Here is a 24,068-nt window from a genome sequence, read left to right as displayed (position 1 = left end):
GTGCATTGGGCCGAGGCGCTGGAGCTGCCGGTCGGCTGGCTGCCGCAGTTCTGCAGCCCGCCGTTCGTCGTTTCCGCCGAAATTCCGGCCCCCGGCCGACGCACGGCGTCCCGCATGCCCTGATCGGCCCCACCGCTGTAAACGGGTAGCCGACTACTCGCGATTAGCTGGTAGGACGCTTCTAGCGTCGAATCCGCGCCGAAAGGTTCGGTGCATGGAGGCGAACGCCATGATCGACATCATCACCCTGCGCGGCACCGGGGAGCAGCGCAATTCGGACGGGACACCGGCGGGCATGCTGCACGATGTCGCCAAGCTGCTCGACTCGAGCAAGTTCAGCGCGTTCGAACCGGACTGGCCCGCCGAGATCGGCCCGGCGCCCAGCACCTGGGGGTCCTCGCTGAACACCTCGGTGCGGCTCGGGGTCGCGGCCGGGGTCAAGGCCATCCAGGATTCGCCGAATGTGTGTGGCCTGCTGAGCTATTCGCTCGGCGGGATCGTGGCCGCCACGATCCTGCAGGGTGTGCGCGCGGGCGTCTACACCAATGTCGACGGGTCGCCGCTCGAGATCGCGTTCACGGTGAACATCGCCAACCCCATGCGCCGCAAGGGCCAGTCGGTCGGCAACCTGTGCCCGCCGCACACCTACGGCCTGCACGGGCAGCGCGGCGACTGGCCGGCGGGCCTGGACGTGCGCGAGTACGCCAACCCCGACGACATCATCACCTCCTCCCCCGGCGACTCCCCGCTGCGCGCCATCGACACCGCCATCTCCCCCTTCTCTCTCGTCGAGGGCGCGCGCATCGGCAACCTCACCCCGATGCTGTTCCACGAGCTGCTGAACTTCCTGCTCGAGAACCCGGTTGCCAATCTGGACCGCTACACCACCGCGGTGCGCGGCCTGCTCGGCTACCTGACGCCGTGGCCCGACGGCGAGCACGTCCGGTACTCCGGCCACAACATGCCCGGCACGAACGTGTTGTGGACGACCCACGCGGCGGAATACCTCAACGCCCACTACTGAACGCCCGTCCATACCGCCGCGCGAGCGGCGGGATAGATTGCGGGAGAGTAGTAGCGAGGTGATTCGTGGGTGGTCCGCCGAGTGGCGCCGAGGGGGGCGGCGTTCGGCCGGAGGTGTTGGTGAATGTCCTGGGTGGGCTGGCCGCGACGGTGTCGGGGCGGCCGGTCGACCTGGGCGGGTTGCGGCAGCGGAGTCTGCTGGCGGCCCTGATCGCGGCCTATCCGCGGGAAGTGTCCGCGGACCGGCTGCTCGAACAGGTGTGGCACGATGCGGCCGAACCCTCGTTCAGCTCACTGCATTTCGGGATCTCGAAGCTGCGCGACCGGCTCGAACCCGATCGGCGGCGCGGCGCCGAAGGGGTGATCGTGCGGTCCGGGACGCGGTACCAGCTGGCCCTGGACGCGGATCGGATCGATGCGCACCGCTTCGCCGGGCAGCTCGCCGACGCCGAATCGGCGTGCGCGGCTGGGGATTCCGAGGCCGGGCTGCGCGCCTACGAAACGGCGTTGCGCGAGTGGAAGGGCGCGCCCTACGCCGATATCGCCGACGCCGATTTCGTGCGGCCGGAGATCGCGCGGCTGGCCGGGCTGGAACTGCGGGCCCGGAAAGCCTTGGTGGAGTTGCGACTCGACACGGGTCGGATCGAGGCCGCGCTCGCCGACGCCGAGGCGCTGGTGGCCGCGCATCCGCTCGACGAACGGGTGTGGGAGCTCGCGGCGCTGGCGCGCTACCGGGCCGGGCGGCAGTCCGAGGCGCTGGCGGCATTGCGGGATGTGCGGCGGCTGCTCGACACCGAACTCGGCATCGAGCCGGGAGTCGGGTTGCGCGAACTCGAGACCGCGATCCTGCGCCATGACGAGGATTTGCTGCCCGGGTCGGCGGCCGCGGTCCAGGCCGTCACCCCGTTGATCGCGGCGACCTGCCCGATGCCGGTTCCCCGTACCCAATTGATCGGGCGTGCGGACGAACTCGACGAGATCTATCGCGCGGTGTGCGAGAGCCGACTGGTGACCCTGGTCGGTACCGGCGGGGTCGGCAAGACCCGGCTGGCGGTGGAGACCTGCCGCCGCCTGCCCAGGAGCCCAGCCGCCGAGGATCAGCCGTGGGTCGATCTGGCACCGATCGAATCCGATGAACTGGTCGCCGCCACCGTGGCCGCGGCCATGCAGGTATGCGGCGCGAGCACGCCCGCGCGGTTGGCCGACATTGTCGCGACGCGGAAATGCACAGTGCTGCTGGACAATTGCGAACACGTTCTGGACGGGGTCGCCGAGGTGGTGAACGTCCTGCTGACCCGCTGCCCGCAGGTCCGCATCATCGCCACCAGCCGCGAACCGCTCGCCCTCGACGGGGAGCGTGTCATCGACGTTCCGACGCTGGACGAGTCCGAGGCCGTCCTGTTGTTCGCCGCGCGGGCGGCGGGCATGGTCGAGGGCTGGAGCCTCGAAGACCGCGTGCGCGAACCGGTTCGGCGCATCTGTGCCGACCTCGACGGTATCCCGCTCGCCGTGGAGTTGGCCGCGGCCCAGCTGCGGGTGCTGTCCGAGCAGCAGATCGCCGACGGCCTGGCCGACCGGTTCACGCTGCTCGAGGGAGGGTCGCGCACCGCGCCCGTGCGGCAGCGCCGCCTGGCCGACACCATCGACTGGAGTTACCGGCTGCTCGATCCCGCCGAAGCGCGGCTGTTGCGCGATATCTCGGTCTTCGCCGGGAGTTTCGACATCGACGCGGCCGCCGCCGTCCACGGGGCGACCTCGTCGATGGCCGTCCTGGCCCCGCTGACCGGTCTGGTGCGGCGGTCCCTGCTGCGGGTGCAGCCCGCCTCGTCGCCGCGCCGGTACCGGCTGCTGCAGACGATTCGCGAATTCGCGCTCACCCGTTGCGAAGCCGAGGAGCTCGAGCGGGCCCGGGCCGCGCACCGGCAGTGTGTGCTGGAGCGGGCGCAGGCCGCGGCCGCGCATCTGCGCGACGCCAGATCGGCGCAGGCGATGGACACTCTCAACCGCGATGTCGCCGAACACCGCGCCGCCATCGCCTCCGCGTTCGCCGCCGGCGACCCCGCGTACGTGCTGCGGCTGGCGGCGGCGCTGTACTGGTTCTGGTACCGGCGCGGATTCATCGAGGAGGGCATCCCGGCCATCACGACGGCGCTCGCCTCGAGCGAACCGCCCGACCACGGCGTGGACGCCGCGACCCTGTCCCTCGCACTGGGCGGGCTGGGTGGGCTGCATTATCTTTCCGGCGATCCGGTGCGCGGCGTGGCGATGGCGGAGCGCGCCGCCTCCATCGCGAACGCGGAGGGCGATCGCGACACGGCCACCTGGATGCGCACCTGGACCACCTATCTGCGCGCGGTCGCCGACCCGACGCGTGACACGGCCGCGGACGCCGCCGTGGCCGTCGCCTCCGCCCGCCGCGACGGCCGCCCCTGGCAGCTGGCCGACGCGCTCATGGTGGAGGGCCGAATCCTGCGCTACGCGAATCGTCCCGCCGCGGCGCGCGTCGCCCTGACCGAGGCGATCGCGGTCGCCGAACGCTGCGGCCACCGCCTCACCGTCGCCTCGGCTTCCTGGACCCTGACCCGCTGCGCCCTCGAGGCCGACGACCACGCCGAAGCCCGAACCGCCCTGCGCACCATGCACACCGCGGTCGAGCTCGACGGCGACGTCACCTCGTGGCTGGTGATGGCTCACCTGGCCGCGGCCCTGGCGACGCGCACCGACCGCCCCGCCGACGGGGCCCGCCTGCTCGGCGCGGTCCGTGCCCTGGGCATCCGGGTCGGATTCCAGCCGGAGGTGATGGACCCGGTCGACGCGGCTCGTGAGGCCGCCGCCGTCGAGAACGCGCTGTCCCCACCGGCATTCGAGGCGAGCTTGGCTGCGGGCGCGATGATGTCCCGCGACGAGGTGAATGTGCTGGTCAGCTCCATTCTCGGCGAGTCCGCGAGCCTGCCGGGCAGGGCGCTAAGTTCGCGCTAAGAGGCACGCATTCTGCTGGACGTCAACGACCCCGTCGAGTGACAGGAGCTTCATGTCCAGCGTCTGCGATCCGCCCGCGCCCACCGGTGCGCGTCCGCTTCCGGCCTATCGGGTCGCCGAGCGAGTGCGGGCGGCGGTCGCGGGCGCGGTGCCGACGCCGGGAGCCGACGCCTACCGGCACCCGGCCGCGGATGCCGCTCCCGCCGTCCTCGTCTCGACCAGGTCCGGCGCCCTGTACGCGGGTGGACTCACCTATCGCGTCGAGGACTCGGGAACCGTGCTGCGGGCCTGGCGGGGCTGGCTGGCGACCGCGCCGGACTGCGTCACCAGCTCCGTCGCGGTGCTGAACCTGCCCGCCGTCCCCGTCCTCCCCGCGTCGCTGCACGGGGCCACGGTCCTGCACCTGCGCTACGCCCATCTGGGTGATCCGGCCCGGGGCGCCGAGTTGCTCGCGCCGCTGCGGCAGGTGGCCACACCATTGCTGGACACCACATGCATCCACCATGACCCGGCGCATCCGATGCCCGTCCCAGCCATCGACGCGCTGCTGGCGGCCGCGGCCGGGCAGCCGATCACCTTCGCCGAGATCCGGGCCCTCGGCGGCGCGATCGCCCGGCAATCGCTGTCCCCCGGCATGATCGCCGGACGCCACGCCCTGGGCCATGCCCGGGGACTGATCGGCTACCCGGCGCCGTCGACCGACAGCTAGCCGGTTGCCGGCCATCGCCCGACAGAGTGCCGGGCGTCCGGGTTCGCGGGGCTGGTTCCCAGGTCCACGCGGCGGGCGGCAATCGCGTCGGAGTGGGTGGATGGCAAGCCGATCGGTAGCTCCACCCTGCCTGAGCCGGGTGGGCCGGGTGCGTGGTGCGGCACGCTGATACGTTTCGCGGTTCTCACAGCGATAGATTGCCGAGTGAGAGCTAGTGAGGTGATTCGTGGGTGATCTACCGGGTGACGGCGAGGAGAACGGTGCGCGGCCGCGGGTGCGTTTGCACGTCCTGGGCGGGCTGGCGGCCACGGTCGAGGGACGGCCGGTCGATCTGGGCGGGCTGCGGCAGCGCAGTTTGCTGGCGGCTTTGATCGCGGCGTTCCCGCGGGAGGTGTCGGCGGACCGGCTGCTCGAGCAGGTGTGGCACGACGCCGTGGAACCGTCGGTGGGGTCACTGCATTTCGGGATCTCGAAGCTGCGCGATCGACTCGAGCCCGACCGGCGGCGCGGTGCGGCGGGCGTGATCGTTCGGTCCGCCACCAGCTACCAGTTGGATCTGGCCGCCGACCGAATCGACGCGCATCGCTTCACCGGGCACCTCGCGACAGCCGAAGCAGCCCGTGCCACAGGTGATACCACGACGGCGCTGCGGGCGTACGAGGCCGCGCTCCACGAGTGGCGCGGCGCGCCGTACGCCGATATCGCCGACGCCGACTTCGTGCGGCCGGAGATCTCCCGTCTCACCGCGCTCGAGCTCCGGGCGCGAAAAGCGCTGGTGGAGTTGCGGCTCGAGACGGGCCACGCCGAAGCCGCGCTGCTCGACGCGGAGACCTTGGCGGTCGCGCATCCGCTCGACGAACGGGTCTGGGAGTTGACGGCGCTGGCCCGCTACCGGGCCGGACGCCAATCCGACGCGCTGGCGGCGCTGCGGGACATCCGCGGCCGGCTCGACACCGAACTGGGTATCGAACCCGGGCTCCGGCTGCGCGAGCTCGAGACCGCCATCCTGCGCCATGACGAGGAACTGCTGCGCGGATCGGAGGCCCCCGCCCGCGTCGTTGTCACCGTGCCCGAGACCGCGCCGGCCTGTCCCATGCCGGTGCCGCGGACCCAATTGGTCGGCCGCACGGCCGAACTCGACGACATCGGCCGCGCGGTCGGCGCCACCCGTCTGGTGACCCTGGTCGGCACGGGCGGGGTCGGCAAGACTCGGCTGGCGGTCGAGACCTGCCGGAGGCTGCCCCGGGTCACGGGCTCCGAGGACGAGCCGTGGTGGGTCGATCTGGCCCCGGTCGAATCCGATGACCTGGTCGCCGCCACGATCGCCGAGTCGCTGCAGGTCCTCGGCGCGAGCACACCCGATCGCCTCGCCGACATCGTCGCGAACCGGGAAGGCACACTGCTGCTGGACAATTGCGAACACGTCCTCGACGGGGTCGCCCACGTGGTGCACACCCTCCTGATCCGATGCCCCGGCATCCGGGTCCTCGCCACCAGCCGCGAGCCGCTCGCGGTCGACGGCGAGCATGTCTTCGAGGTGGCGCCGCTCGACGAGTCCGACGCCGTCGAGCTGTTCGCCGCGCGGGCCGCGGGTGTGGTGGCAGGCTGGTCATTGAACGAGTCGGTGCGCGAACCGGTCCGGCGGATCTGCGCCGACCTCGACGGCATTCCCCTCGCCGTGGAACTGGCCGCCGCGCAGCTGCGGGTGCTGTCCGAGCAGCAGATCGCCGACGGCCTGGCCGACCGATTCACGCTGCTCTCCGGAGGCGCTCGCACCGCACCCGTGCGGCAACGCCGCCTCGCCGACACCATCGACTGGAGCTACCGCCTGCTCGACCCCACCGAAGCGCGGCTGCTGCGCGACGTCGCGGTCTTCGCCGGAAGCTTCGACATCGACGCCGCCGCGGCCGTACACGGTGTCGCGAACTCGATGGCCGTGCTGGAACCGCTGACCGGCCTGGTGCGCCGGTCGCTGCTGCGGGTGCAGCCCGCGTCGTCGCCGCGCCGCTACCGGATGTTGCAGAGCATCCGCGAATTCGCGCTCGCCCGTTGCGAAGCCGACGAGCTCGAGCGGGTGCGCGCGGAGCACCGCCGCTGCGTGCTGGACCGGGCGGAGGCCGCCGCGGTCCCGCTGCGGGACGCGCGCTCGGCGGAGCTGATGGACGCGCTCGGCGCCGATGTCGCCGAGCACCGTGCCGCCATCACGTCCGCCTTCGCGGCCGGCGACCCCGGGTACGTGCTGCGGCTGGCCGCGGCCCTGCACTGGTTCTGGTACCGGCGCGGGTTCATCGCAGAGGGCATCGCGGCCATCACCAGCGCCCTCGACGCGAGCGCGGCGCCCGGGCACGGGGTCGAAACCGGGACGCTGTCCATGGCGCTCGGCGGATTGGGCGGGCTGCACTATCTTTCCGGCGATCCGCACCGGGGTGCGGCGGCCACCGCGCAGGCCGAGCAGGTGGCGACCGCAGCGGGCGATCTCGACACCGCCGCCTGGATGTGGTCGTGGACCACCTACATGCGCGCGATCGCCGAGCCCACACCCGAGGCGGCCGTCACCGCCGCGGCCGCTGTCACCGCCGCCCGCGCGGACGGCAGACCATGGCAGTTGGCGGAGGCCTTGATGATCGAGGGCATGATCCTGCGGTTCAGCAACCGTCCCGAGGAAGCTCGGACAGCGCTGCGGGAGGCCGTCGCGGTCGCCGAGCGCTGTGGGCACCGCTGGTCGGGGGCTTCCGCGTCGTGGACGCTGGCCCGCTGCGCACTGGACGCCGGTGACATCGCCGACGCGCGGACCGCGTTGCGCACCATGCAGACCGCGTTGGAACTGGACGGGGACGTGACGTCGTGGCTGGTGATGGTGCAGCTGGCCGCGGCGCTCGCGGCACGCGGCGGCCGACCCGCGGACGGCGCCCGGATGCTCGGGGCGGTCCGCGCGCTGGGTGGACGGATCGGGTTCCTGCCGGAGGTGATGGATCCGGTCGATGCGGTCCGCGAGGCCTCCGAGGTCCGGTCGGCGCTGTCGGAGGCCGAGTTCGAGGAGGGTGTCGCGGCAGGCGCGATATTGACTCGCGCCGAAGTGAACGCGCTGGTCAGCACCCTCGCCTCCGAGCCCGCCGGTGATGCTGGGCGGCAGCTAAGTTCGCGATAAGCGTCGTGCGGTCTCCTGAATATCGATCAGCACCATCGACTTTCAGGAGCCTCATGTCCAGCGTCTTCGATCCGGCCGCGCCGGCCGGCCTCGACCGACATCCGATTCCGGCCGCCATCGTCGTCGAACGCCTGCGCGCCGCCGTCGCCGGTGCCGTCCACACCCCTGGCGAGGACGGGTATCAGCGCTCGGCGGCCGGATTCAATGCGGCGATCGAGCACGCGGCCGCGGCCGTCGTGGTGGCCAGCAGCGCCGCCGACGTGGCGGCCACCGTCCGCGTCGCCGTCGAGACGGGTTACACCGTCGCGGTGCGGGCTACCGGTCACGGCGTGCTGCCGACACCCTCCGACAGCATCCTCATCGACACCACCCTGCTCGACGCGATCTCGATCGACCGTGATCAGCGCACGGCGACCGTGGGTGCGGGGGTGCGCTGGCAGCAGGTCCTCGACGCCGCCGCCCCGTTCGGGCTGGCCGGGCTCGCCGGGTCCTCGACCAGCGTCGGCGTCGTCGGGTACACCCTCGGCGGCGGTCTGGGCCCGATCGCGCGCACCTACGGTTTCGCCGCCGACCATGTCACCGCCATGGAGGTGGTGACCGCCGACGCGACCCTGCGCCGCGTCACCCCCGACACCGAACCCGAACTGTTCCGGGCCCTGCTGGGCGGTGGCGCGGCCTTCGGCATCGTCACCCAGATGACGTTCCGGCTCTTCCCGATCCACACCCTGTACGCCGGTAGCCTCACGTACCGCATCGAGGACGCGGCGGTCGTGCTGCGGGCGTGGCGGAATTGGGTGGCGGCCGCACCGGAGACGGTCACCAGTTCGGTCGCGATCCTGAATCTGCCGCCGCTGCCCGAGATTCCGGAACCGTTGCGCGGAGCCACCGTCCTGCACCTGCGCTACGCCCACGTCGGTGACGCCGCCGAGGGTGCGGCGCTGCTGGCCCCGCTGCGCCCGCTCGCCGCGCCGCTGCTGGATACCGTCGCCGAAATGCCTTACACGGCATTGGCTTCCATCCATAATGACCCGACGCATCCGATGCCCGCACTGGATCGCGGGACCTTGCTGCGGGAACTGCCGGACGCGGCGCTCGACGCCCTGCTCGGAGTAGTCGTGGGGGCGCCGATCAGCATGGCCGAGATCCGGGTGTTCGGCGGCGCGATCGCGCGAGACCCGCAGTCGCTCAATACGATCGCGGGTCGTCACGCGGCGTTCCAAGTCTTCGCCGTCGGCGTGCTGGCCCCGCCGATCGCCGACGTGGTCCCCGCGGTACTCGACCGGGTGGCGTCGGCGATGGACCGGTGGAGTCTGGGCGCGGCCACGCCGAACTTCGGCCTGAATCCGCTCGGCGGGGCGCCGGACACCCTGGCGGCCTGGACCGAGCCGCAGCGCGATCGCCTCGTCGACACGCGCCGCCGCTACGACCCGGCCGGGGTGTTCGCCCCGGCCGCGCGCTGGAATCCGCCGGTGCGCTGAGCTCCGGTTTCCGCTCCGAGCGCCGACGGGACCTGCCGCTGGTCGAGAGACCACGCGGGGTGCGGCAGGTCCCGCTGCCCAACTTCTTACCCACCGGTAGGGTCTGCTGGCAGAATGACGGGGCGCTCCGGCGGCGGTGCGTGAACAAGGAGGTTGCGCGTGGCATTCGGTGATTTTCAGAACGAGATCTACTTCAACGGGTTGCGCGGAGTGGTGCCGGCGATGCCGGTGAGCTACGCGGATCTGGCCGAGCGGGCGCGGGCGGCGATGCCGCCGTCGGTGTACTCGTACGTGGCGGGCGGCGCGGGCGACGAGCGGACGCAGAATGCCAATGTGGCGGCGTTCGATCGCTGGGGGCTGATGCCGCGCATGTTCGTCGGCGCGAAGGAGCGCGACCTGTCCGTCGAGTTGTTCGGGAGTACCTGGGCCGCACCGGTTTTCCTGGCGCCGGTCGGGGTGATCGGGCTGTGCGCGCAGGACGGGCACGGGGACCTGGCCACGGCGCGGGCGGCGGCGCGCACCGGGGTGCCGATGGTGGCGTCCACGCTCACGGTGGACCCGATGGAGGATGTCGCCGCCGAATTCGGTGACACCCCCGGCTTCTTCCAGCTCTACACCCCCACCGACCGTGACCTGGCCGCGAGCCTCGTCGAGCGCGCCGAGAAGGCCGGGTTCCAGGGCATCGTCGTCACCCTCGACACCTGGGTGACCGGGTGGCGGCCGCGCGACCTGTCGACCGGCAACTTCCCGCAGCTGCGCGGACACTGCCTGGCCAACTACTTCACCGACCCGGTCTTCCGGGCGAGCCTGGCCAAGTCGCCCGAGGAGGATCCGCAGACGGCGATCCTGCGCTGGATCCAGGTCTTCGGCAATCCGCTCACCTGGGCCGACCTGCCGTGGCTGCGGTCGCTGACCAAGCTGCCGCTGATCGTGAAGGGCATCGGTCACCCCGATGACGCCCGCCGCGCCAAGGATCTGGGTGTGGACGGCATCTACTGCTCCAATCACGGTGGCCGCCAAGCCAATGGCGGGCTCCCGGCCCTGGACATGCTGCCGGGCGTGGTGGCGGCCGCGGACGGCCTGCCCGTGCTGTTCGACTCCGGGGTCCGGTCCGGCGCGGACATCATCAAGGCGCTCGCGCTGGGCGCGTCGGCGGTCGGCATCGGCCGGCCCTACGCGTACGGGCTGGCATTGGGCGGGGCCGACGGGATCGTGCACGTGCTGCGCACGCTGCTGGCGGAAGCGGATCTGATCATGGCCGTGGACGGGTATCCGACACTGAAGGATCTGACACCGGACGCGCTGCGGCCCGTCACGGTCTAGCGCGGCGATTCGGCACTGTGCATTGACCGGACCCGCCCGGGTCCGGTAATCCGCCGAATTGCTTTGAAGGGCAAAATCTCCTGTCACACGGGCCGAGGGTCACTGCTGGATGCGGGCGAAGGGCCGCTCGGCTTCCAGGGTGTAGGCGAGTTCGAGGAGGGTGCGTTCGTCGCCGTGCGCGGCGGAGAACATCATGCCGATCGGGAGGCCGTCGGCGGACGCGCCCATCGGGAGCGACAGCGCCGGGGCTCCGGTCACATTCGCCAGCGGCGTATAGGTGACGTAGTTCAACAGCCGGTCGAAGACCTCGTCGAAGGGCTGATCCGGGCTCAGGTAGCCCAAGCGCGGTGTCAGGCTCGCCAGCACCGGGGACACCACGAGTTCGACATCGCGGAAGGACGCGGCGTAGGCCTGACGGATGCGGGAGAGCCGGTAGAGCACCGCGGGCGAGCGCAGCGCGGATCCGCCGAACCGCGCGGCCAGGCCACGGGTGAACGGGTCCAGGCGGGCGGCGTCGAAGGAGCGGTCGAGGGTGAGTTTGCCGGTGCGGCCCAACAGGAACGCCAGCATCGCCCAATAGGTGGCGAAGTCGTCGGCGAAGCCGCGATCCACCGGGTACGGGAGGGGGCGCACCTCGTGGCCCAAACTCTCCAGCAAGGCGATGGTGTCGTCGTGGACGGCCCGGACCTGCGGGTCGAGCGGGGCGCCGGTGATGGGTTCGGTGAGCACACCGATTCGCAGGCGGCGTTGCGCGGGACCTTCGACCAGACCCACCGGCGGCAGCCCCGGATTCCGCCAGAAGCGTTCGGCGGCAGCGAAATACGTGGCGGTGTCGCGGACGGTACGCGTGAGCACACCCTCGGAGACGAGGTTGATCGGCATGGACCGGGCCTGCGGGCCGTCGATGTGGCGGCCCCGCGTCGGCTTCAATCCGACCAGCCCGCAGCAGGCGGCCGGGATGCGGATCGAGCCACCACCGTCATTGCCGTGCGCGATCGGCACCACGCCCGCCGCGACCATGGCGGCCGCACCACCCGAGGACGCTCCCGAGGAGTATCCCGTGGCCCACGGGTTGTGCGTCGGTGCGGCATCGGCGAATTCGGTCGTGGCGTTCAGCCCGAACTCCGGCAACGTGGTCTTCCCGAGCACGGTCATCCCGGTGCTGAGGAACTGTTTCGTGAAGGGTCCGTGCGCTTTCGCGGGCCGCGCTCGCCATGCCGCGCTGCCGTGCTGGGTGGGCATCCCGGACACGTCGGTGTTGTCCTTGACGTAGGTCGGCACACCGTAGAGCAGCGCGTCCCGTTCCCCCGACACCAGCGGCGTATCCAGATCCACCACCAGCGCGTTCAACTCCGGATTCACCCGAGCCGCCCGCTCCCGCGCCGCCTTGGCCACCTCCGCGGCACTGAGCTCCCCCCGCCGGATCAACGCGGCGATCGCCACGCCGTCGTGCTCACCCAACGCGTCATCGGTGAACGCATGAACTCGCGCTGCCATGATCCGGGCCTCCTCATCGACTCTCCCGACTCAGCCCGACCGTACCCCCGGACTGGTCGTACGAACAGAAGATGGTGGTCGGACGCCGAATCATGACCGGTTCTGCACCGGAATGTCCGGTTCTGCACCCACCGGTCGCATCATCGGGCTGATGCTGGCGCACGCGGGCCGCGCCCGCAGTTGGTCTTGGCGGGGCTTGCCGGGCTCGACGTCGGTTACCACGCGATCCGATAGCGGTTCCACGTAGGTGTGGAGGTCACGACGGCCAGAACTGCCAGGCCACCAGCTGAATTCGACTATGTTGCGGTTCTGGCCGGGAAGACCGCGAAGGTGCCGAGCGCCTTGGCGACGAGGCGGCCCTCGTTCCGGATCTCCGACTCCAGGGCGATGACGCGTTTGCCCCGGTTGATCACCCGGGACTCGCAATCGACCACGCCGCCGCGCACCGCGGCGAGGTAGACGATCTTCACCTCGATGGTGGCGCAGGACTCCCCTTCGCCCAGAACGCAGTACACCGCCGCGCCCATGCCCTGGTCGGCCATCGAATACATCGCCCCGCCGTGCAGCACGCGATGGGGATTGAGGTGTTCGGGCGCGACGGTGAGCCGGCAGAGGCTGCGCGCACCGTCGCGGTCGAACTCGACCATGTCCAGACCGATGAGCGCGCCGAAGCCGCCATCGAGATTCACCGAGGATTCCACAAGGCGGACAGCTTAACCGAGGCCCGCGCTCGCCTCGCCTGATCAGTGCGCGCGACGAGCGCGGCGCCGCTGACGCGGGATCGACCGGCCCGCGCCGGTCGACCATCGCGCGGCTACCGGTCGAGTTCGAGACCCTTCAGCGCCTCGATCAGGAATCCGTTGACGGCGTCAGGGCGTTCGAGCTGGACCAGGTGGCCCGCGCCCGGCACATCACGGACCTCGCGCAGGTCGGTGACGTTGGCGCGCAACGTGGCCAGGGGGTCGCGGCCGGAGAAGCCCTCCATGTCCGGGTCGTTCTCGCCGTAGAGGAAGTAGGTGGGGACTTCCACCTTGGCGTCGGCGTAGGCCTCGGTGAGTTCCCAGTTGCGGTCGAGGTTCCGGTACCAGTTGAGGCCGCCGGTGAAGCCGGTGCGCTCGAAATCGGCGACCAGGGTGTCGAATTCGGCCTGGGACAGCCACGGCCAGGGCAGGGCGGGGGCCTGCGGGAGCACGTCGAGGTAGCCGAGGCCGGGCGGGTTCTTCCAGGTGTCGAGGTAGTGGTAGTCGCCGGAGAGCGAGTAGTAGACCCGGGCCAGGAACCCGCGCGGGTCGGCGGCGAGTTCGGCATCGGCGACGCCGGGGGTCTGGAAGTAGGACAGGTGCAGGAAGTGGCGTTCGGCCGCTTTGGTCCAGAAGGCCGACGGCGGGCGCGGGGGCCGCGGGGCGAACGGGTTGTTCAGGACCACGACGCCGGCGACCCGTTCGGGGGCGCGCAGGCTCAGTTCCCACACCAGTTGCGCGCCGAAATCCAGACCGACGAAGACGGCCTTCTCGGCGCCGATGTCGTCGAGCAGGGCCGTCAGGTCGCCGATGACGGCGGCGTTGGTGTAGGCCTCCGGGTCGGCGGGGGCCTCGGTGCGGCCGTATCCGCGCAGGTCGGGGGCCAGGGCACGGTAGCCCGCGGCGGCGACCGCGTCGAGCTGGTGGTGCCACATGTACCAGGTGTGCGGGAACCCGTGACAGAACACGACCGGGAAGCCCTCGCCCTGATCCGCGACGTGCAGGCGGACCTCCCCGGTGTCGATCGTCCGATGCGTCAGTTCCACTCCGCCTCCAATTTCTAGAACACGTTCCTATTTCAAGGTAATGTCCAGAGGTCGTGAGCGAAATACCCAAGATTCTCGCCGGAAAGGTCGCGGTGGTGACCGGGGCCAGCCGGGGCATCGGCAAGGGCATCGCCCTGGAGCTGGGCGCGGCCGGGGCGACCGTGTACGTCACCGGGCGCACCGTCACGGCCGGGCACCTGCCGGGCACCGTGGCCGCGACGGCCGCCGAGATCGACGCCCTCGGCGGGCACGGGGTCGCGGTGGTCTGCGATCACCGCGACGACGCCGCGGTGGAGAAACTCTTCGCGCAGATCCGCGACGAGCAGGGCCGCCTGGACGTACTGGTCAACAACGTCTACAACTCCCCCGCCTCGGCGCGCTGGATCGGCCGCAAGTTCTGGGAGGTGCCGCCGAAGGCCTGGGACGAGGGCTTCGACATCGGCGTCCGATCCCATTACGTGGCCGCCGTTTTCGCCGCGCCCCTGCTCATCGAGTCGCGGGGCCTGATCGTGAACGTGTCCTCCCCCGGCGCGGTCCGCCACATGCACAACGCGGTCTACGGGGTCGGCAAGACCGCCGTGGACCGGCTCACCGCCGACATGGCCCACGACCTCGAGGGCACCGGCACCACCGCCGTCTCCATCTGGCCGGGCATCGTCAATACCGAACTGCTGCAGATGGTTCCGGCCGACGCCCAGGGCCGCCGCCTGGTCACCCTGCCCGGCGAGGGCACCTTCGACCTGGATCAGGCCGAGACCCCGCACTTCGCCGGCCGCGCCGTCACCGCCCTGGCCGCGGACCCGGATCGCCTGGCGCGCACCGGGAAAGCCTGGAAGGTCGCCGACCTGGCCGAGGCGTACGGCTTCACCGACATCGACGGCCGCGTCCCGCGCGCCGACTAGACACCCGAATTACGTTCCCGAAGAACAGGAGTGGACAACCCAATGCGACGCGTTTTCGTCGTCGGCGTGAACATGACGCCGTTCGTCAAGATCGGTTCCCGCGAGTGGACCTACCCGGAGATGGTCGCCGAGGCCGTGAACGGCGCGCTGAAGGACGCGGGCGTCACCTATGACCAGGTGCAGCGCGCCGCGGTCGGCTACGTCTTCCAGCCCTCGGCCGCCGGTCAGCGGGCGCTCTACGACATCGGTCTCACCGGCATCCCGGTCGTGAACGTGAACAACAACTGCGCGACCGGCTCCACCGCGCTCATGTTCGCCCGCGAGTGGGTCGCCTCCGGCATCACCGATGTCGCCTTGGCGGTCGGCTTCGAGCAGATGACCAAGGAGGCCATGGCGGGCCCGGCCACCAAGCCGAAGGTCACCACGGTCGACCACCACCTGAAGGTGAACAAGGAGCACTTCGAGTTCTCCGCCGCGCCGATCACCACCCAGTTCTTCGGCAATGCCGCCATCGAGCACATGAAGCGCTACGGCACCACCCCCGAGCAGCTGGCCGCGGTCGCGGTGAAGAACCACCAGCACTCGACCAACAACCCGCTCGCGCAGTTCCAGGACGCGTACACCCTCGAGCAGGTGCTCGGCGACAAGCCGGTCCACGGCCCGCTGACCCGCTCGCAGTGCTCGCCCATGTCCGACGGCGCGGCCGCCGCGGTCGTGGTGAGCGAGGAGTTCGTGAAGGCGAACGGCCTCGAGGGCCAGGCCATCGAGATCCTGGCCCAGGAGCTGGCCACCGACGACGGCACCTCCTTCTCCACCGGCTCCATGATCGACGTGGTGGGCGCGCCCATGACCCGCGCCGCGTCGTCGAAGGTGTTCTCGCGCGCCGGGATCACCGTCGCCGACGTCGACGTGATCGAGCTGCACGACTGCTTCTCCATCAACGAGCTCATCACCTACGAGGCGCTGGGCATGTGCGGTGAGGGCGAGTCCGGAGCCCTGGTCGAGTCGGGTGCGACGACCTACGGTGGCACCTGGGTGGTCAACCCGTCCGGCGGCCTGATCTCCAAGGGCCACCCGCTCGGCGCGACCGGCCTGGCGCAGTGCACCGAATTGAGCTGGCAGCTGCGCGGACTCGCGGGCGATCGTCAGGTGGCGGGCGCGCGCACCGCACTGGCGCACAATCTGGGCCTGGGCGGCGCGGTCGTCGTCACCCTGTACGCGGCCCACACGGCGTGACCATCGGATGAATTGAGAACCCCATGAGTGCAATCGATCCCGACACCATGCTCCGGCTGCCCGTGCACAACGGGCACGCCCTGGTGGCCGGGCTGAAGCGGCATCGCAACCGTCCGGTGCTCACCCTCGGCGACCACATCCTCACCGGCGGTGAGGTGCTCGACGGCATGAGCCGCTACATCGACGCCTTCGCCGAACACGGCGTCACCACCGGCACCCCGGTCGGCGTGCTCGCCCTGAACCGGCCCGAGGTGCTGTTCACCATCGGCGCCGGTCAGATCGTGGGCTCGCGACGCACCGCGCTGCACCCCATCGGCGGCCTGGACGATCACGCGTATGTGCTTGCCGACGCGGGCATTTCGACGCTGATCCTGGACCCGGTCCCGGCGTTCGTGCAGCGCGCCCGCGAACTGGTCGACATGGTGCCGACGCTGACCAAGATCCTTGTGCTGGGCCCGGTGCCCGAGCAGCTCGCCGACGTCGGCGTGGACATCCTGGCCGCCGCCGACAAGTACGAGCCGCGCGCGGTCGAGGCGACCGAACTGCTGCCCTCGGACGTCATCTCGATCAGTTACACCGGCGGCACCACCGGCAAGCCCAAGGGTGTCATCGGCACGGCGCTGACCATGAACACCATGACGCAGATCCAGCTCTCGGAGTGGGAATGGCCCCGCCACCCCAAATTCCTGATCTGCACGCCGCTCTCGCACGCGGGCGCGGCGTTCTTCCTGCCGGTCGTGCTGCTGGGCGGGCAGTGCGTGGTGCTGCCGCGATTCGACGCGGGCGAGGTGCTGCGCGCGATCGAGGAGCACAAGATCTCGGCGACCATGCTGGTGCCGTCGATGCTGTACGCGCTGCTCGATCACCCGGACTCCAAGACGCGGGACCTGTCCTCGCTGGAGACCGTGTACTACGGCGCGTCCGCGATCGACCCGAATCGGTTGCAGGAGGCCATCGATCGGTTCGGGCCCATCTTCGCCCAGTACTTCGGGCAGTCCGAGGCGCCGATGGCGATCAGCTACCTGGGCAAGGACGAGCACGACAAGGCGCGGCTCACCTCGTGCGGCCGGCCCTCCACCGCGGTGCGGGTGGCGTTGCTCGACGGTGAGGACAACCAGGTTCCCCAGGGCGAGGTCGGCGAGATCTGTGTCTCGGGGCCGCTGCTCGCGGGCGGCTACCTGAACCTGCCCGAGGTCACCGCGGACACCTTCAAGAACGGGTGGCTGCGCACCGGTGACCTGGCGCGTCAGGACGAGGACGGGTTCCTGTTCATCGTCGGGCGTTCCAAGGACATGGTCGTCACCGGCGGGTTCAACGTGTTCCCCCGTGAGGTGGAAGACGTTGTCTCCGAACACCCCTTGGTGCACGAGGTCGCGGTCGTCGGTGTGGCGGACCCCCAGTGGGGTGAGGCCGTGACCGCGGTCCTGGTGCTCGATGCGGCCACCGCCGCCGATCCGGCCGCGGTCGAGACCGTCACCGCCGAGATCCAGGCCGCGGTCAAGCAGCGCAAGGGTTCGGTGCAGGTGCCCAAGCACGTGCTGGTCATCGAGCAGCTGCCGCTGACCGGTCTGGGCAAGCCGGACAAGAAGGCGATCCGGGTGCTGGCGGCCGATCGTCTCGGCATCGCCTGATCCCCCGCGGGCGTCCGGCTAGGCGAACCTGCGGGTTCGGATCAGCCGGGCGCCCCGGCGGGCGCTGTCCACGCCCGCCTCCACCACGGCGCGGGTCACGAAGTGGCCCAACGCCGTTGCCACGAACACCGCGGCGATCAGCACCGGGGCCCAGTTCCAGCTCAACGCCAGCATCATGCGGTCGAAGGTGCCGCGTGGCTGCACCACCGGCTCCCACGAGTTCAGCCGCACCCAGCGGCCCAGGAAAACGCCTACCGCGCACAGCAAATGGACGGCGAGGGTCACCGGGGTCCGCCACGCGGCCAGTCCGCGCGCCGCCAGGAATCGGCCCATCTCGGCCAGCACCAGGTAGTAGGCGACGAATCCGGACACGATGAACACGCCGTACACCGGCAGGATCGTCGTCACCACAGGGCCATTGCCCGCGGCGCGGATGTCGTCGCGCAGATGCACCAGATCGGTCACCACGTACGGCGCGTTCGGCAGGAACAGCAGCAACAGCGCGACACCGGCCCACCAGAACGGCGAAATCGGTAGTCGTCGTTCATCTTCGGGCGGGCGGCGGAACACCAGCAGCGCCAGCGCCACCGGGATCCAGGCCAGCACGGTGTTCCACACCATCCAGAACAGATTGCGGTCCAGCACCCCCGCGAGGCTCGGCGCGACCGTTTTCACCGGGTCCATTCGTTCATGATGCCTTGTGCGGCGCACCTCGTCCCGCGTGTCGAGGACGCCGCTCGGGCAACACGCCCGCGATCGACGCGCCCGTGGTTCTCTGGAAACTCTGGTCGACAGGTGGCGACCAGCTGTTTTACGATCGTATTATGCGGCCGTGGGATATGAGATTCCAGAGTGGGCCCTCGACGTCGCGGCCCGGCTCGGTGTCGCGCCGGAAGAGGTCCTGCGGGTCCTGACCGGACCCGGCCGGCGCTGGCCGCGACCGGTGCGCGGGACGGGCGGACTACCCGCCCTCATGATCATCGGCCGCACCGGCGCCGGGCTACCGCTCGCGGTGGTGGTTCGCCCGCTGTCGCAGTGGGACCAGCAGGTCATCGGCGTCCGGCCGGTGACCGGACGGCTTCTCGCCCAGTTCGAACAATGGGAGGCGGACCATGAGTGACCATCCGGACCAGGGGTACCCGAACACGGCGGCCGAGGCGCGCGATTTCCTCGACAGCCTCACCTTCGACGAGGACGCCCCCGAACCCGACATCCCCGGCCCCGACACCCCCGTCACGGTGCTGCGCACGGTCCGGCTCCCCTACGCCATGGATCAACGCATCCGCGCCGAGGCCGACCACCGCGGCGTCAGTATGTCCGACCTGATCCGCGACTTCCTCACCATCGAGCTGGCCGCCCTCGACGACGACACCCCCATAAGCCGCGCCGACGCCCGCCGCGCGTTGTCCGCCGCCTTGGCGAATCTCTCACCGGCCCACGGTCATCGGAGCTGACATGACGAATCGCCCGGGCACGTCACCGTGCTTGGACGGTCGCGCACGGTCCAACTGCCTTGTCGGTGGTGTGTGTCACACTCGCCACTGATGAGCCGCTACACGCCTTCCGCTACTGCCTCGACCCACTGGCGAGCAGCAGAATGCGCTTGCTCGGCACGCTGGGGCGACACGGTTCGCGTACAACAAGTCCCTCGACCTGGTGTGAACCGCCCTCGACCGCCGCACAACCGACCCCGATCACCCTGTGCCGTGGACCGGTTTCAGTCTGATCAACGCCTTCAACGCGTGGAAGAAGACCGAGGCCGCAGGCCGGGTGATCGCCGTCGACCCGACCGGGGTCGCCGAGATTCACGTGACCGGCTTGGTGTGGCGTAATCAGGTGCGACAGTAGGTGTTCGAAGAAGCCGCCGTGGACTGCGGTCGCGCCTTCGCCGATTCCCGCTCGGGCAAACGAAAAGGCCGGAAGGCCGGATTCCCGCAGTTCAAGCGCAAGAATTCGACCACCCCAACGTTCCGGCTGCGCAACAAAGTCTCCAAGGCCGGTCGGCCCGTAATCCGCCTCGGCGACAATGGGATTCCCCGGTCGGTAAACCTTACCCGGCATCGGAACAATCCGAGTCCGTGAAGATGCACGCCGCTTGCGGCGGATGTTGGCAAACGGCCGCGCACGAATCCTTTACGCCAGCATCGCATTCCGGGCGGGTCGCCGGCGAGTAAGCGTTACCGCCGAGGCCGCCGACGTCAACCTCACCTCACGCCACCAGCCACGCGCGGCTTCCGATGACACCGGGTGGGTAGGCGTCGACCGCGGGTTGTCGAATTTCCCGGTCGCCGCCACCGACGACTGCACCGAGGTCGCCCGTGTCGACAATGCACCAAGGCCGTTGAGGATCGGACTGACCCGGCAGCGTCGGCTGGCGAAATTGTTGTCCCGCAAACAAAGAAGGTCGCGAAACTATCAAGACGCCGCTGCCCGCCTGGCGCGGCACCATCATCGCGTCGCCAACATCCGTCGGCCTTTCCTACACCAAGTCACAAATAAGCTGGTCAACACCCACGACCGGCTTGTAATCGAGGACTTGAACGTGGCCGGCATGATGGCCAACCGCCGTCTGGCTCGTGCGATCGCGGATACCGGATGGGCCACGTTCGGGCAGCTGTTGCGCTACAAGCAGGAATGGCGTGGCGGGACCGTTGTAATCGCCGACCGCTGGTACCCATCGAGCAAGCGGTGCTCGGCCTGCACATTTGTGAACCAAGAGCTCACGTTGTCAGATCGAATGTTCGCGTGCCGGTGCGGGTTTCGAGCCGACCGCGATCACAATGCTGCGGCCTATCTCGCGGCCTGGCCGAGAATCCACCCCGAGTTCCCTTCCATCGATCCCCGGACCCCCAAGCGGGAGACCGGGTCACCAATGCCCGCCGACGAGATGGCGCTGGCCGACACCTTACGGATGCCGGTGAAACCGCCCCGGATGAAGCGGGAACCGAGGCCCACGCCACGGATATGGCGCGGACCAACGACGCCCGAGAAGGGTGGTGTCTGAAAACCACGCACGGTTTCCAGACACGCTGCTAGGAGAACTTGATTTCGAGCCCGATCCCGAGGATCGAGATCAGCCAGATGACGCCGAGGAAGATGGTGATCCGGTCGAGGTTCTTCTCGACGACAGTAGAGCCCGACAGACTCGACTGCACTCCACCACCGAAGAGGCTGGACAGACCTCCGCCCTTGGCGCGGTGCAACAGCACCAGCAGCACCAGCAGCACGCTGGTGATAACTAGGAGGATATCCAGGAACATCCGCATTCCAGGGAGTATAGGTGGTCGTCAGGGGTGCTTTTTACCAACCCCCTGGTGAGGGGCACGTTCATCGGGCGTGCCCCAGCCCGTCACAGACTGTCCCGCGATGTCCCGCAAAATTGTGGCACGAGATCTGACACTGCACGCCCCGCGATGCCCTGGACGCCAAGGCGCAGACCAAGATCATTCCGCATCAGGTGGGGCAGTTGCAGACACTTCTCGACAGCTCATTCAGCAAACATTCCGCAATGCTCGATGACATGCCTCGCACGCGCCAGTATTCGCAACTACGTTCGAGCGTTGGCCCGACATGACGCCCTCACTCCGAGGCGCTGGGGTTGACCGGGTTCTCCGCCACCACGCACATGATGCGCGACGGTTGCGCGCTGCGCTGGTATTCGGTGGGCCGGTTGGCCTCTGAGCGTTGGCTCGCTCACCTGTCGGACCGATGTCGCAGTCGATCACTTCCGCTTCTCGGTAACCCAGGCCGCGATCTGGCTTCTCGATGTGAACCCGAGCTTGGCCAGGATGTGCTCGACGTGGCCCTGGGCTGTGCGGGGCGAGATCACCAAGGTGGAGGCGATCTCCCTGTTGGTCAGTCCCTTCGTGACGAGGTCGGCGACCTCGGTCTCGCGGCGGGTCAACACCGGTGCGTCCGGGGTCGCCGGGGGCTCGTCGGCAGGGCCGTCGCCGAGCGCGTACGCGATGGATTCGTTGAAACTCATGGCGGTTCCGGCGCGAAACGCGTCTTGGTAGGCGCGGTTCCCGAGTGCCTCGCGGGTGAGCTGCTCGCACTCGTCGTGGTTGTCGAGCAGGTTCGGGAGGGTCACCGAGATCCTTCCGACCGTCTGCGCGAGCGTCACCGCGGCGCCCATCAGGATGGCGGCCCGGGTCGCCTGGTCCTCACGTATCGCGGCCCAGGCCAACGACTCGAGGCACCAGCCCGTCACGACCGGGTCCTTGATCCGCCGGAGGAGCCGCAACGCCGATTTCACGAGGGCTGTTGCCCGATCGGTGTCCCCCGCCTGCAGTGCTGCCAGCGCGAGAGCCCATGACGAGTACGCACGGTAGATGGACTCACCGCGCGGTGCGGTGATCGCAAGCACCTGCTCATGACAGGCGACCGCGGTCTCATCGTCCCCTGACAGTCCGCTCGCGATCGCCAGGCCGAGAATCCCGCCGATCAATCGTGCGATCTGGAGTCCAGTCCCGGTCAGGTGGGAGCCGGCGGCGGGTGCGCCGGCGAGGGCCGACTGGAACCGCTCGGCCGCCGCCGCGAGGTCTCCGGTGAACATCGCCAGATATCCTCGAGCGTAGTTCGCGACCTCGATCGACTCCGCGCGCCCCAATTGCTCTGCGAGTGAACAGCATTCCACCGCCAGAGCCGCGGCCTCATCGAGTTGACCCTGCATCCCCGCGAACAAAGAGTCGCCGTACAACGTCTTGACGCGTTCCTCGGCCCCCGCGGTGTCGGAGCCGTTGAGGCAGCGGCCCATCCAGTGCCGGGCTTCCGCCAACAGACCCCGGCACTGCCAGAACAGCCACAAGGCGTTCACCATGCGCGCGGTGACATCCGGGTCGGTGGCGACGACCGATTCGGTCATACTGAAGGTCAGAGCCCCCCGCAGGTTCGGCTGCTCCCGATCGAATCGCTCGATCCAGCTCACCTGGTCGGGGCCGATCCAGTCGATCTCGGCCCGCTTCACCAACCGCTCGTACCACGAGAGGTGCCGCCGCCGCGCCCGGGAAAGGTCGCCGGATTCGCGCAGTTTCTCCCTGCCGTAGTCGCGGATCGTCTCGGCCATGACCAGGCGAACGACGTTGCCGACCTGCTCACGGCTCAGGATCGACTTGTCCACAAGCGATGCCACCGTGTCCAGGAGGTCGTCTCCGACCACCTCCTCGGGACAGACGCCCTCGGCCGCGTCGAGCTCGAATCCGCCGACGAACACCGACAGCCAGGCCCACAACTCCCGTTCCCGCTCGGTGCACAGTTCGTAGCTCCAGTCCACGCACGACCGCAACGTCTGCTGCCGGGTGGGCGCGAGCCTGGAACTGACGGTGAGCAACCGGTACCGGTCGGTCAACCGTTGCAGGATCTGGCCGGCGGACAACACCCGGATCCGCACCGCCGCCAACTCGATCGCCAACGGAAGCCCTTCCAGCCTCCTGCAGATCCCCGCCACCTCAGCACAATTGGCCTTACTGAGGGCGAAGTCGGGCACTGACGCGGCCGCCCGGGAGGCGAACAGTGCCACCGCATCGTACTGGGGCATCGCCTCGAGCAGCGGAGACTGCTGGTCGTCCGGAACCGACAACGGTGGAACCTGCAACATCCGCTCCCCTTCCATCCCGATCAGCTCCCGGCTCGTCGCCAGGATCCGCACCCCGGAACACGCCCGAAGCAGCGTCTTCACCAACTCCGCGACAGCACCCAGCAGGTGCTCGCAGTTGTCCAGGACCAACAGCGCCTGCCTGGTCGAGAAGTGATCGATCAGCAGTTGGGACAACGACCGGCCCGGTTGATCCGGCAGTCCGAGCGCGGCGGTCACGGTCTCCGCCACCAGAGCGGGATCGTGCAGTTCACCGAGTGGAACGAACCACACCCCGTCGGCGAACGACCGCCGGGACTCCTCCGCGACCCGCATCGCCAACCGGGTCTTTCCCACGCCACCGGTGCCCGTCAACGTCACCAACAGCGAGGTCGCCAGCAACCGCCGCGCCTCGGCCACCTCCCGGCGCCGACCGACGAAACTCGTCAACTCCAGCGGCAGCTTCCCGGGTGCCGCCTTCACGGACGTCTCCATCGAGCAAGCCCTCCTGTCGCCGCCAACCTGGGTTCGAACGCTACCCCTGACAGACTTCCGACCAGCCGATCGTCGCCATGTCGTTGCCCGAGGTGAAACGCGGTAGGGAATCATTGGTGCACCGCAGCCGCACAACAGCCTTATCGCCGAGTCATTCAGGCGTCTTCTCGAAACGTGTACTGACCGGGATGACAACCGAGCATCGGTGGTGCGCGTCGAGCCAAGGACGGGCCCGACCATCGTAAAGAACGTTCGGTCCGCATATCCCGCGTCACCATACTGATGGCTA

The 24,068-nt window shown here is 69.5% G+C and carries 21 protein-coding genes; 15 read left to right on the top strand and 6 right to left on the bottom strand.

Annotated features, from left to right (window positions below; translation table 11 throughout):
• Window positions 1-214: 214 nt before the first annotated feature.
• The 6 genes from ABZ412_RS29270 (at window position 215) to ABZ412_RS29245 (ending at window position 10,660) form a co-directional block, all read left to right on the top strand.
• Window positions 215-1,024: a hypothetical protein gene (locus tag ABZ412_RS29270; RefSeq protein WP_357286351.1), complete on the top strand. Its 810-nt coding sequence runs from the start codon at window positions 215-217 to the stop codon at window positions 1,022-1,024.
• Between the two features lie 119 nt (window positions 1,025-1,143).
• Window positions 1,144-4,002, top strand: a complete 2,859-nt coding sequence (locus tag ABZ412_RS29265) for a BTAD domain-containing putative transcriptional regulator (protein ID WP_357286349.1) — start codon at window positions 1,144-1,146, stop codon at window positions 4,000-4,002.
• Window positions 4,003-4,054: 52 nt separating this feature from the next.
• On the top strand, window positions 4,055-4,711 hold the full coding sequence (locus ABZ412_RS29260) for a hypothetical protein (RefSeq protein ID WP_357286346.1): 657 nt from the start codon (window positions 4,055-4,057) through the stop codon (window positions 4,709-4,711).
• Window positions 4,712-4,937: 226 nt separating this feature from the next.
• The gene (locus ABZ412_RS29255) at window positions 4,938-7,859 is read left to right on the top strand and encodes a BTAD domain-containing putative transcriptional regulator (protein ID WP_357286344.1); all 2,922 of its coding nucleotides are present in this window, start codon (window positions 4,938-4,940) and stop codon (window positions 7,857-7,859) included.
• Between the two features lie 53 nt (window positions 7,860-7,912).
• Window positions 7,913-9,337: an FAD-binding oxidoreductase gene (locus tag ABZ412_RS29250; RefSeq protein WP_357286341.1), complete on the top strand. Its 1,425-nt coding sequence runs from the start codon at window positions 7,913-7,915 to the stop codon at window positions 9,335-9,337.
• A 159-nt stretch (window positions 9,338-9,496) separates the two neighbouring features.
• Window positions 9,497-10,660: a lactate 2-monooxygenase gene (locus ABZ412_RS29245; protein WP_357286338.1), complete on the top strand. Its 1,164-nt coding sequence runs from the start codon at window positions 9,497-9,499 to the stop codon at window positions 10,658-10,660.
• Between the two features lie 99 nt (window positions 10,661-10,759).
• Here the strand turns inward: ABZ412_RS29245 and ABZ412_RS29240 are convergent, their stop codons facing one another.
• The 3 genes from ABZ412_RS29240 to ABZ412_RS29230 all read right to left on the bottom strand — a co-directional run bounded on the left by ABZ412_RS29240 (window position 10,760) and on the right by ABZ412_RS29230 (window position 13,943).
• Window positions 10,760-12,157, bottom strand: a complete 1,398-nt coding sequence (locus tag ABZ412_RS29240; RefSeq protein WP_357286335.1) for an amidase — start codon at window positions 12,155-12,157, stop codon at window positions 10,760-10,762.
• Between the two features lie 296 nt (window positions 12,158-12,453).
• The gene (locus ABZ412_RS29235; RefSeq protein WP_357286332.1) at window positions 12,454-12,846 is read right to left on the bottom strand and encodes a PaaI family thioesterase; all 393 of its coding nucleotides are present in this window, start codon (window positions 12,844-12,846) and stop codon (window positions 12,454-12,456) included.
• Window positions 12,847-12,971: 125 nt separating this feature from the next.
• Window positions 12,972-13,943 (bottom strand): alpha/beta hydrolase, encoded by a 972-nt coding sequence (locus ABZ412_RS29230; RefSeq protein ID WP_357286329.1) that lies wholly within the window; start codon window positions 13,941-13,943, stop codon window positions 12,972-12,974.
• 53 nt (window positions 13,944-13,996) lie between these two features.
• Here ABZ412_RS29230 and ABZ412_RS29225 point away from each other — a divergent pair, with 53 nt between their 5' ends.
• From ABZ412_RS29225 to fadD8, 3 genes are read left to right on the top strand one after another with little or no spacing between them, the layout of a single operon-like run.
• Window positions 13,997-14,845, top strand: a complete 849-nt coding sequence (locus tag ABZ412_RS29225; RefSeq protein ID WP_357286326.1) for an SDR family NAD(P)-dependent oxidoreductase — start codon at window positions 13,997-13,999, stop codon at window positions 14,843-14,845.
• 42 nt (window positions 14,846-14,887) lie between these two features.
• A complete protein-coding gene (locus ABZ412_RS29220) occupies window positions 14,888-16,081 on the top strand; it encodes a beta-ketoacyl synthase N-terminal-like domain-containing protein (protein ID WP_357286323.1) in 1,194 nt (397 codons plus the stop codon).
• A gap of 23 nt (window positions 16,082-16,104) precedes the next feature.
• Complete coding sequence (gene fadD8 / locus ABZ412_RS29215; RefSeq protein ID WP_357286320.1) at window positions 16,105-17,712, top strand: fatty-acid--CoA ligase FadD8; 1,608 nt, start codon at window positions 16,105-16,107, stop codon at window positions 17,710-17,712.
• Window positions 17,713-17,730: 18 nt separating this feature from the next.
• On the opposite strand, the gene ABZ412_RS29210 is transcribed toward fadD8, so the two are convergent.
• Window positions 17,731-18,396 (bottom strand): DUF1361 domain-containing protein, encoded by a 666-nt coding sequence (locus ABZ412_RS29210; RefSeq protein ID WP_357286318.1) that lies wholly within the window; start codon window positions 18,394-18,396, stop codon window positions 17,731-17,733.
• Between the two features lie 148 nt (window positions 18,397-18,544).
• On the opposite strand from ABZ412_RS29210, the gene ABZ412_RS29205 reads away from it, so the two are divergent.
• From ABZ412_RS29205 to ABZ412_RS29180, 6 genes are all read left to right on the top strand, one after another.
• The gene (locus tag ABZ412_RS29205) at window positions 18,545-18,832 is read left to right on the top strand and encodes a hypothetical protein (protein WP_357286315.1); all 288 of its coding nucleotides are present in this window, start codon (window positions 18,545-18,547) and stop codon (window positions 18,830-18,832) included.
• Window positions 18,825-19,166, top strand: coding sequence for a hypothetical protein (locus ABZ412_RS29200; RefSeq protein ID WP_357286312.1), 342 nt, complete (start codon window positions 18,825-18,827; stop codon window positions 19,164-19,166). Before ABZ412_RS29205 ends, ABZ412_RS29200 begins: the two co-directional genes overlap by 8 nt.
• Window positions 19,167-19,281: 115 nt before the next feature.
• Window positions 19,282-19,374 carry a helix-turn-helix domain-containing protein gene (locus ABZ412_RS29195; RefSeq protein WP_357286385.1) on the top strand — a complete coding sequence of 31 codons (93 nt, stop codon included), beginning with the start codon at window positions 19,282-19,284 and terminating at the stop codon, window positions 19,372-19,374.
• Window positions 19,375-19,413: 39 nt separating this feature from the next.
• Window positions 19,414-19,560 (top strand): hypothetical protein, encoded by a 147-nt coding sequence (locus ABZ412_RS29190; RefSeq protein ID WP_357286309.1) that lies wholly within the window; start codon window positions 19,414-19,416, stop codon window positions 19,558-19,560.
• Entirely contained in the window at window positions 19,561-19,794 is a 234-nt protein-coding gene (locus tag ABZ412_RS29185; protein WP_357286306.1) for a hypothetical protein, read from the top strand.
• 22 nt (window positions 19,795-19,816) lie between these two features.
• The gene (locus ABZ412_RS29180; protein ID WP_357286382.1) at window positions 19,817-20,716 is read left to right on the top strand and encodes a transposase; all 900 of its coding nucleotides are present in this window, start codon (window positions 19,817-19,819) and stop codon (window positions 20,714-20,716) included.
• A gap of 28 nt (window positions 20,717-20,744) precedes the next feature.
• On the opposite strand, the gene secG is transcribed toward ABZ412_RS29180, so the two are convergent.
• Both secG and ABZ412_RS29170 read right to left on the bottom strand, forming a co-directional pair.
• Entirely contained in the window at window positions 20,745-20,978 is a 234-nt protein-coding gene (gene secG, locus ABZ412_RS29175) for a preprotein translocase subunit SecG (RefSeq protein WP_154789531.1), read from the bottom strand.
• Window positions 20,979-21,433: 455 nt separating this feature from the next.
• Window positions 21,434-24,019, bottom strand: a complete 2,586-nt coding sequence (locus tag ABZ412_RS29170; RefSeq protein WP_357286303.1) for a LuxR C-terminal-related transcriptional regulator — start codon at window positions 24,017-24,019, stop codon at window positions 21,434-21,436.
• Window positions 24,020-24,068: the final 49 nt, after the last annotated feature.

This window comes from Nocardia sp. NPDC005746 (assembly GCF_040630785.1).
Taxonomy (GTDB): Bacteria; Actinomycetota; Actinomycetes; order Mycobacteriales; family Mycobacteriaceae; genus Nocardia.
The sequence above is the reverse complement of the archived record's forward strand: the minus strand, read 5'-3'. Positions and strand labels throughout refer to the sequence as shown.

Coding starts and splice junctions, on each gene's coding strand:
- ABZ412_RS29250 (WP_357286341.1), top strand. CDS start 7,913: ATGTCCAGCGTCTTCGATCCGGCCGCGCCGGCCGGCCTCGACCGACAT.
- ABZ412_RS29210 (WP_357286318.1), bottom strand. CDS start 18,396: ATGGACCCGGTGAAAACGGTCGCGCCGAGCCTCGCGGGGGTGCTGGAC.
- ABZ412_RS29170 (WP_357286303.1), bottom strand. CDS start 24,019: ATGGTCGGGCCCGTCCTTGGCTCGACGCGCACCACCGATGCTCGGTTG.
- ABZ412_RS29180 (WP_357286382.1), top strand. CDS start 19,817: ATGTTGGCAAACGGCCGCGCACGAATCCTTTACGCCAGCATCGCATTC.
- ABZ412_RS29200 (WP_357286312.1), top strand. CDS start 18,825: ATGAGTGACCATCCGGACCAGGGGTACCCGAACACGGCGGCCGAGGCG.
- ABZ412_RS29260 (WP_357286346.1), top strand. CDS start 4,055: ATGTCCAGCGTCTGCGATCCGCCCGCGCCCACCGGTGCGCGTCCGCTT.
- secG (WP_154789531.1), bottom strand. CDS start 20,978: ATGCGGATGTTCCTGGATATCCTCCTAGTTATCACCAGCGTGCTGCTG.
- ABZ412_RS29270 (WP_357286351.1), top strand. CDS start 215: ATGGAGGCGAACGCCATGATCGACATCATCACCCTGCGCGGCACCGGG.
- ABZ412_RS29240 (WP_357286335.1), bottom strand. CDS start 12,157: ATGGCAGCGCGAGTTCATGCGTTCACCGATGACGCGTTGGGTGAGCAC.
- ABZ412_RS29220 (WP_357286323.1), top strand. CDS start 14,888: ATGCGACGCGTTTTCGTCGTCGGCGTGAACATGACGCCGTTCGTCAAG.
- fadD8 (WP_357286320.1), top strand. CDS start 16,105: ATGAGTGCAATCGATCCCGACACCATGCTCCGGCTGCCCGTGCACAAC.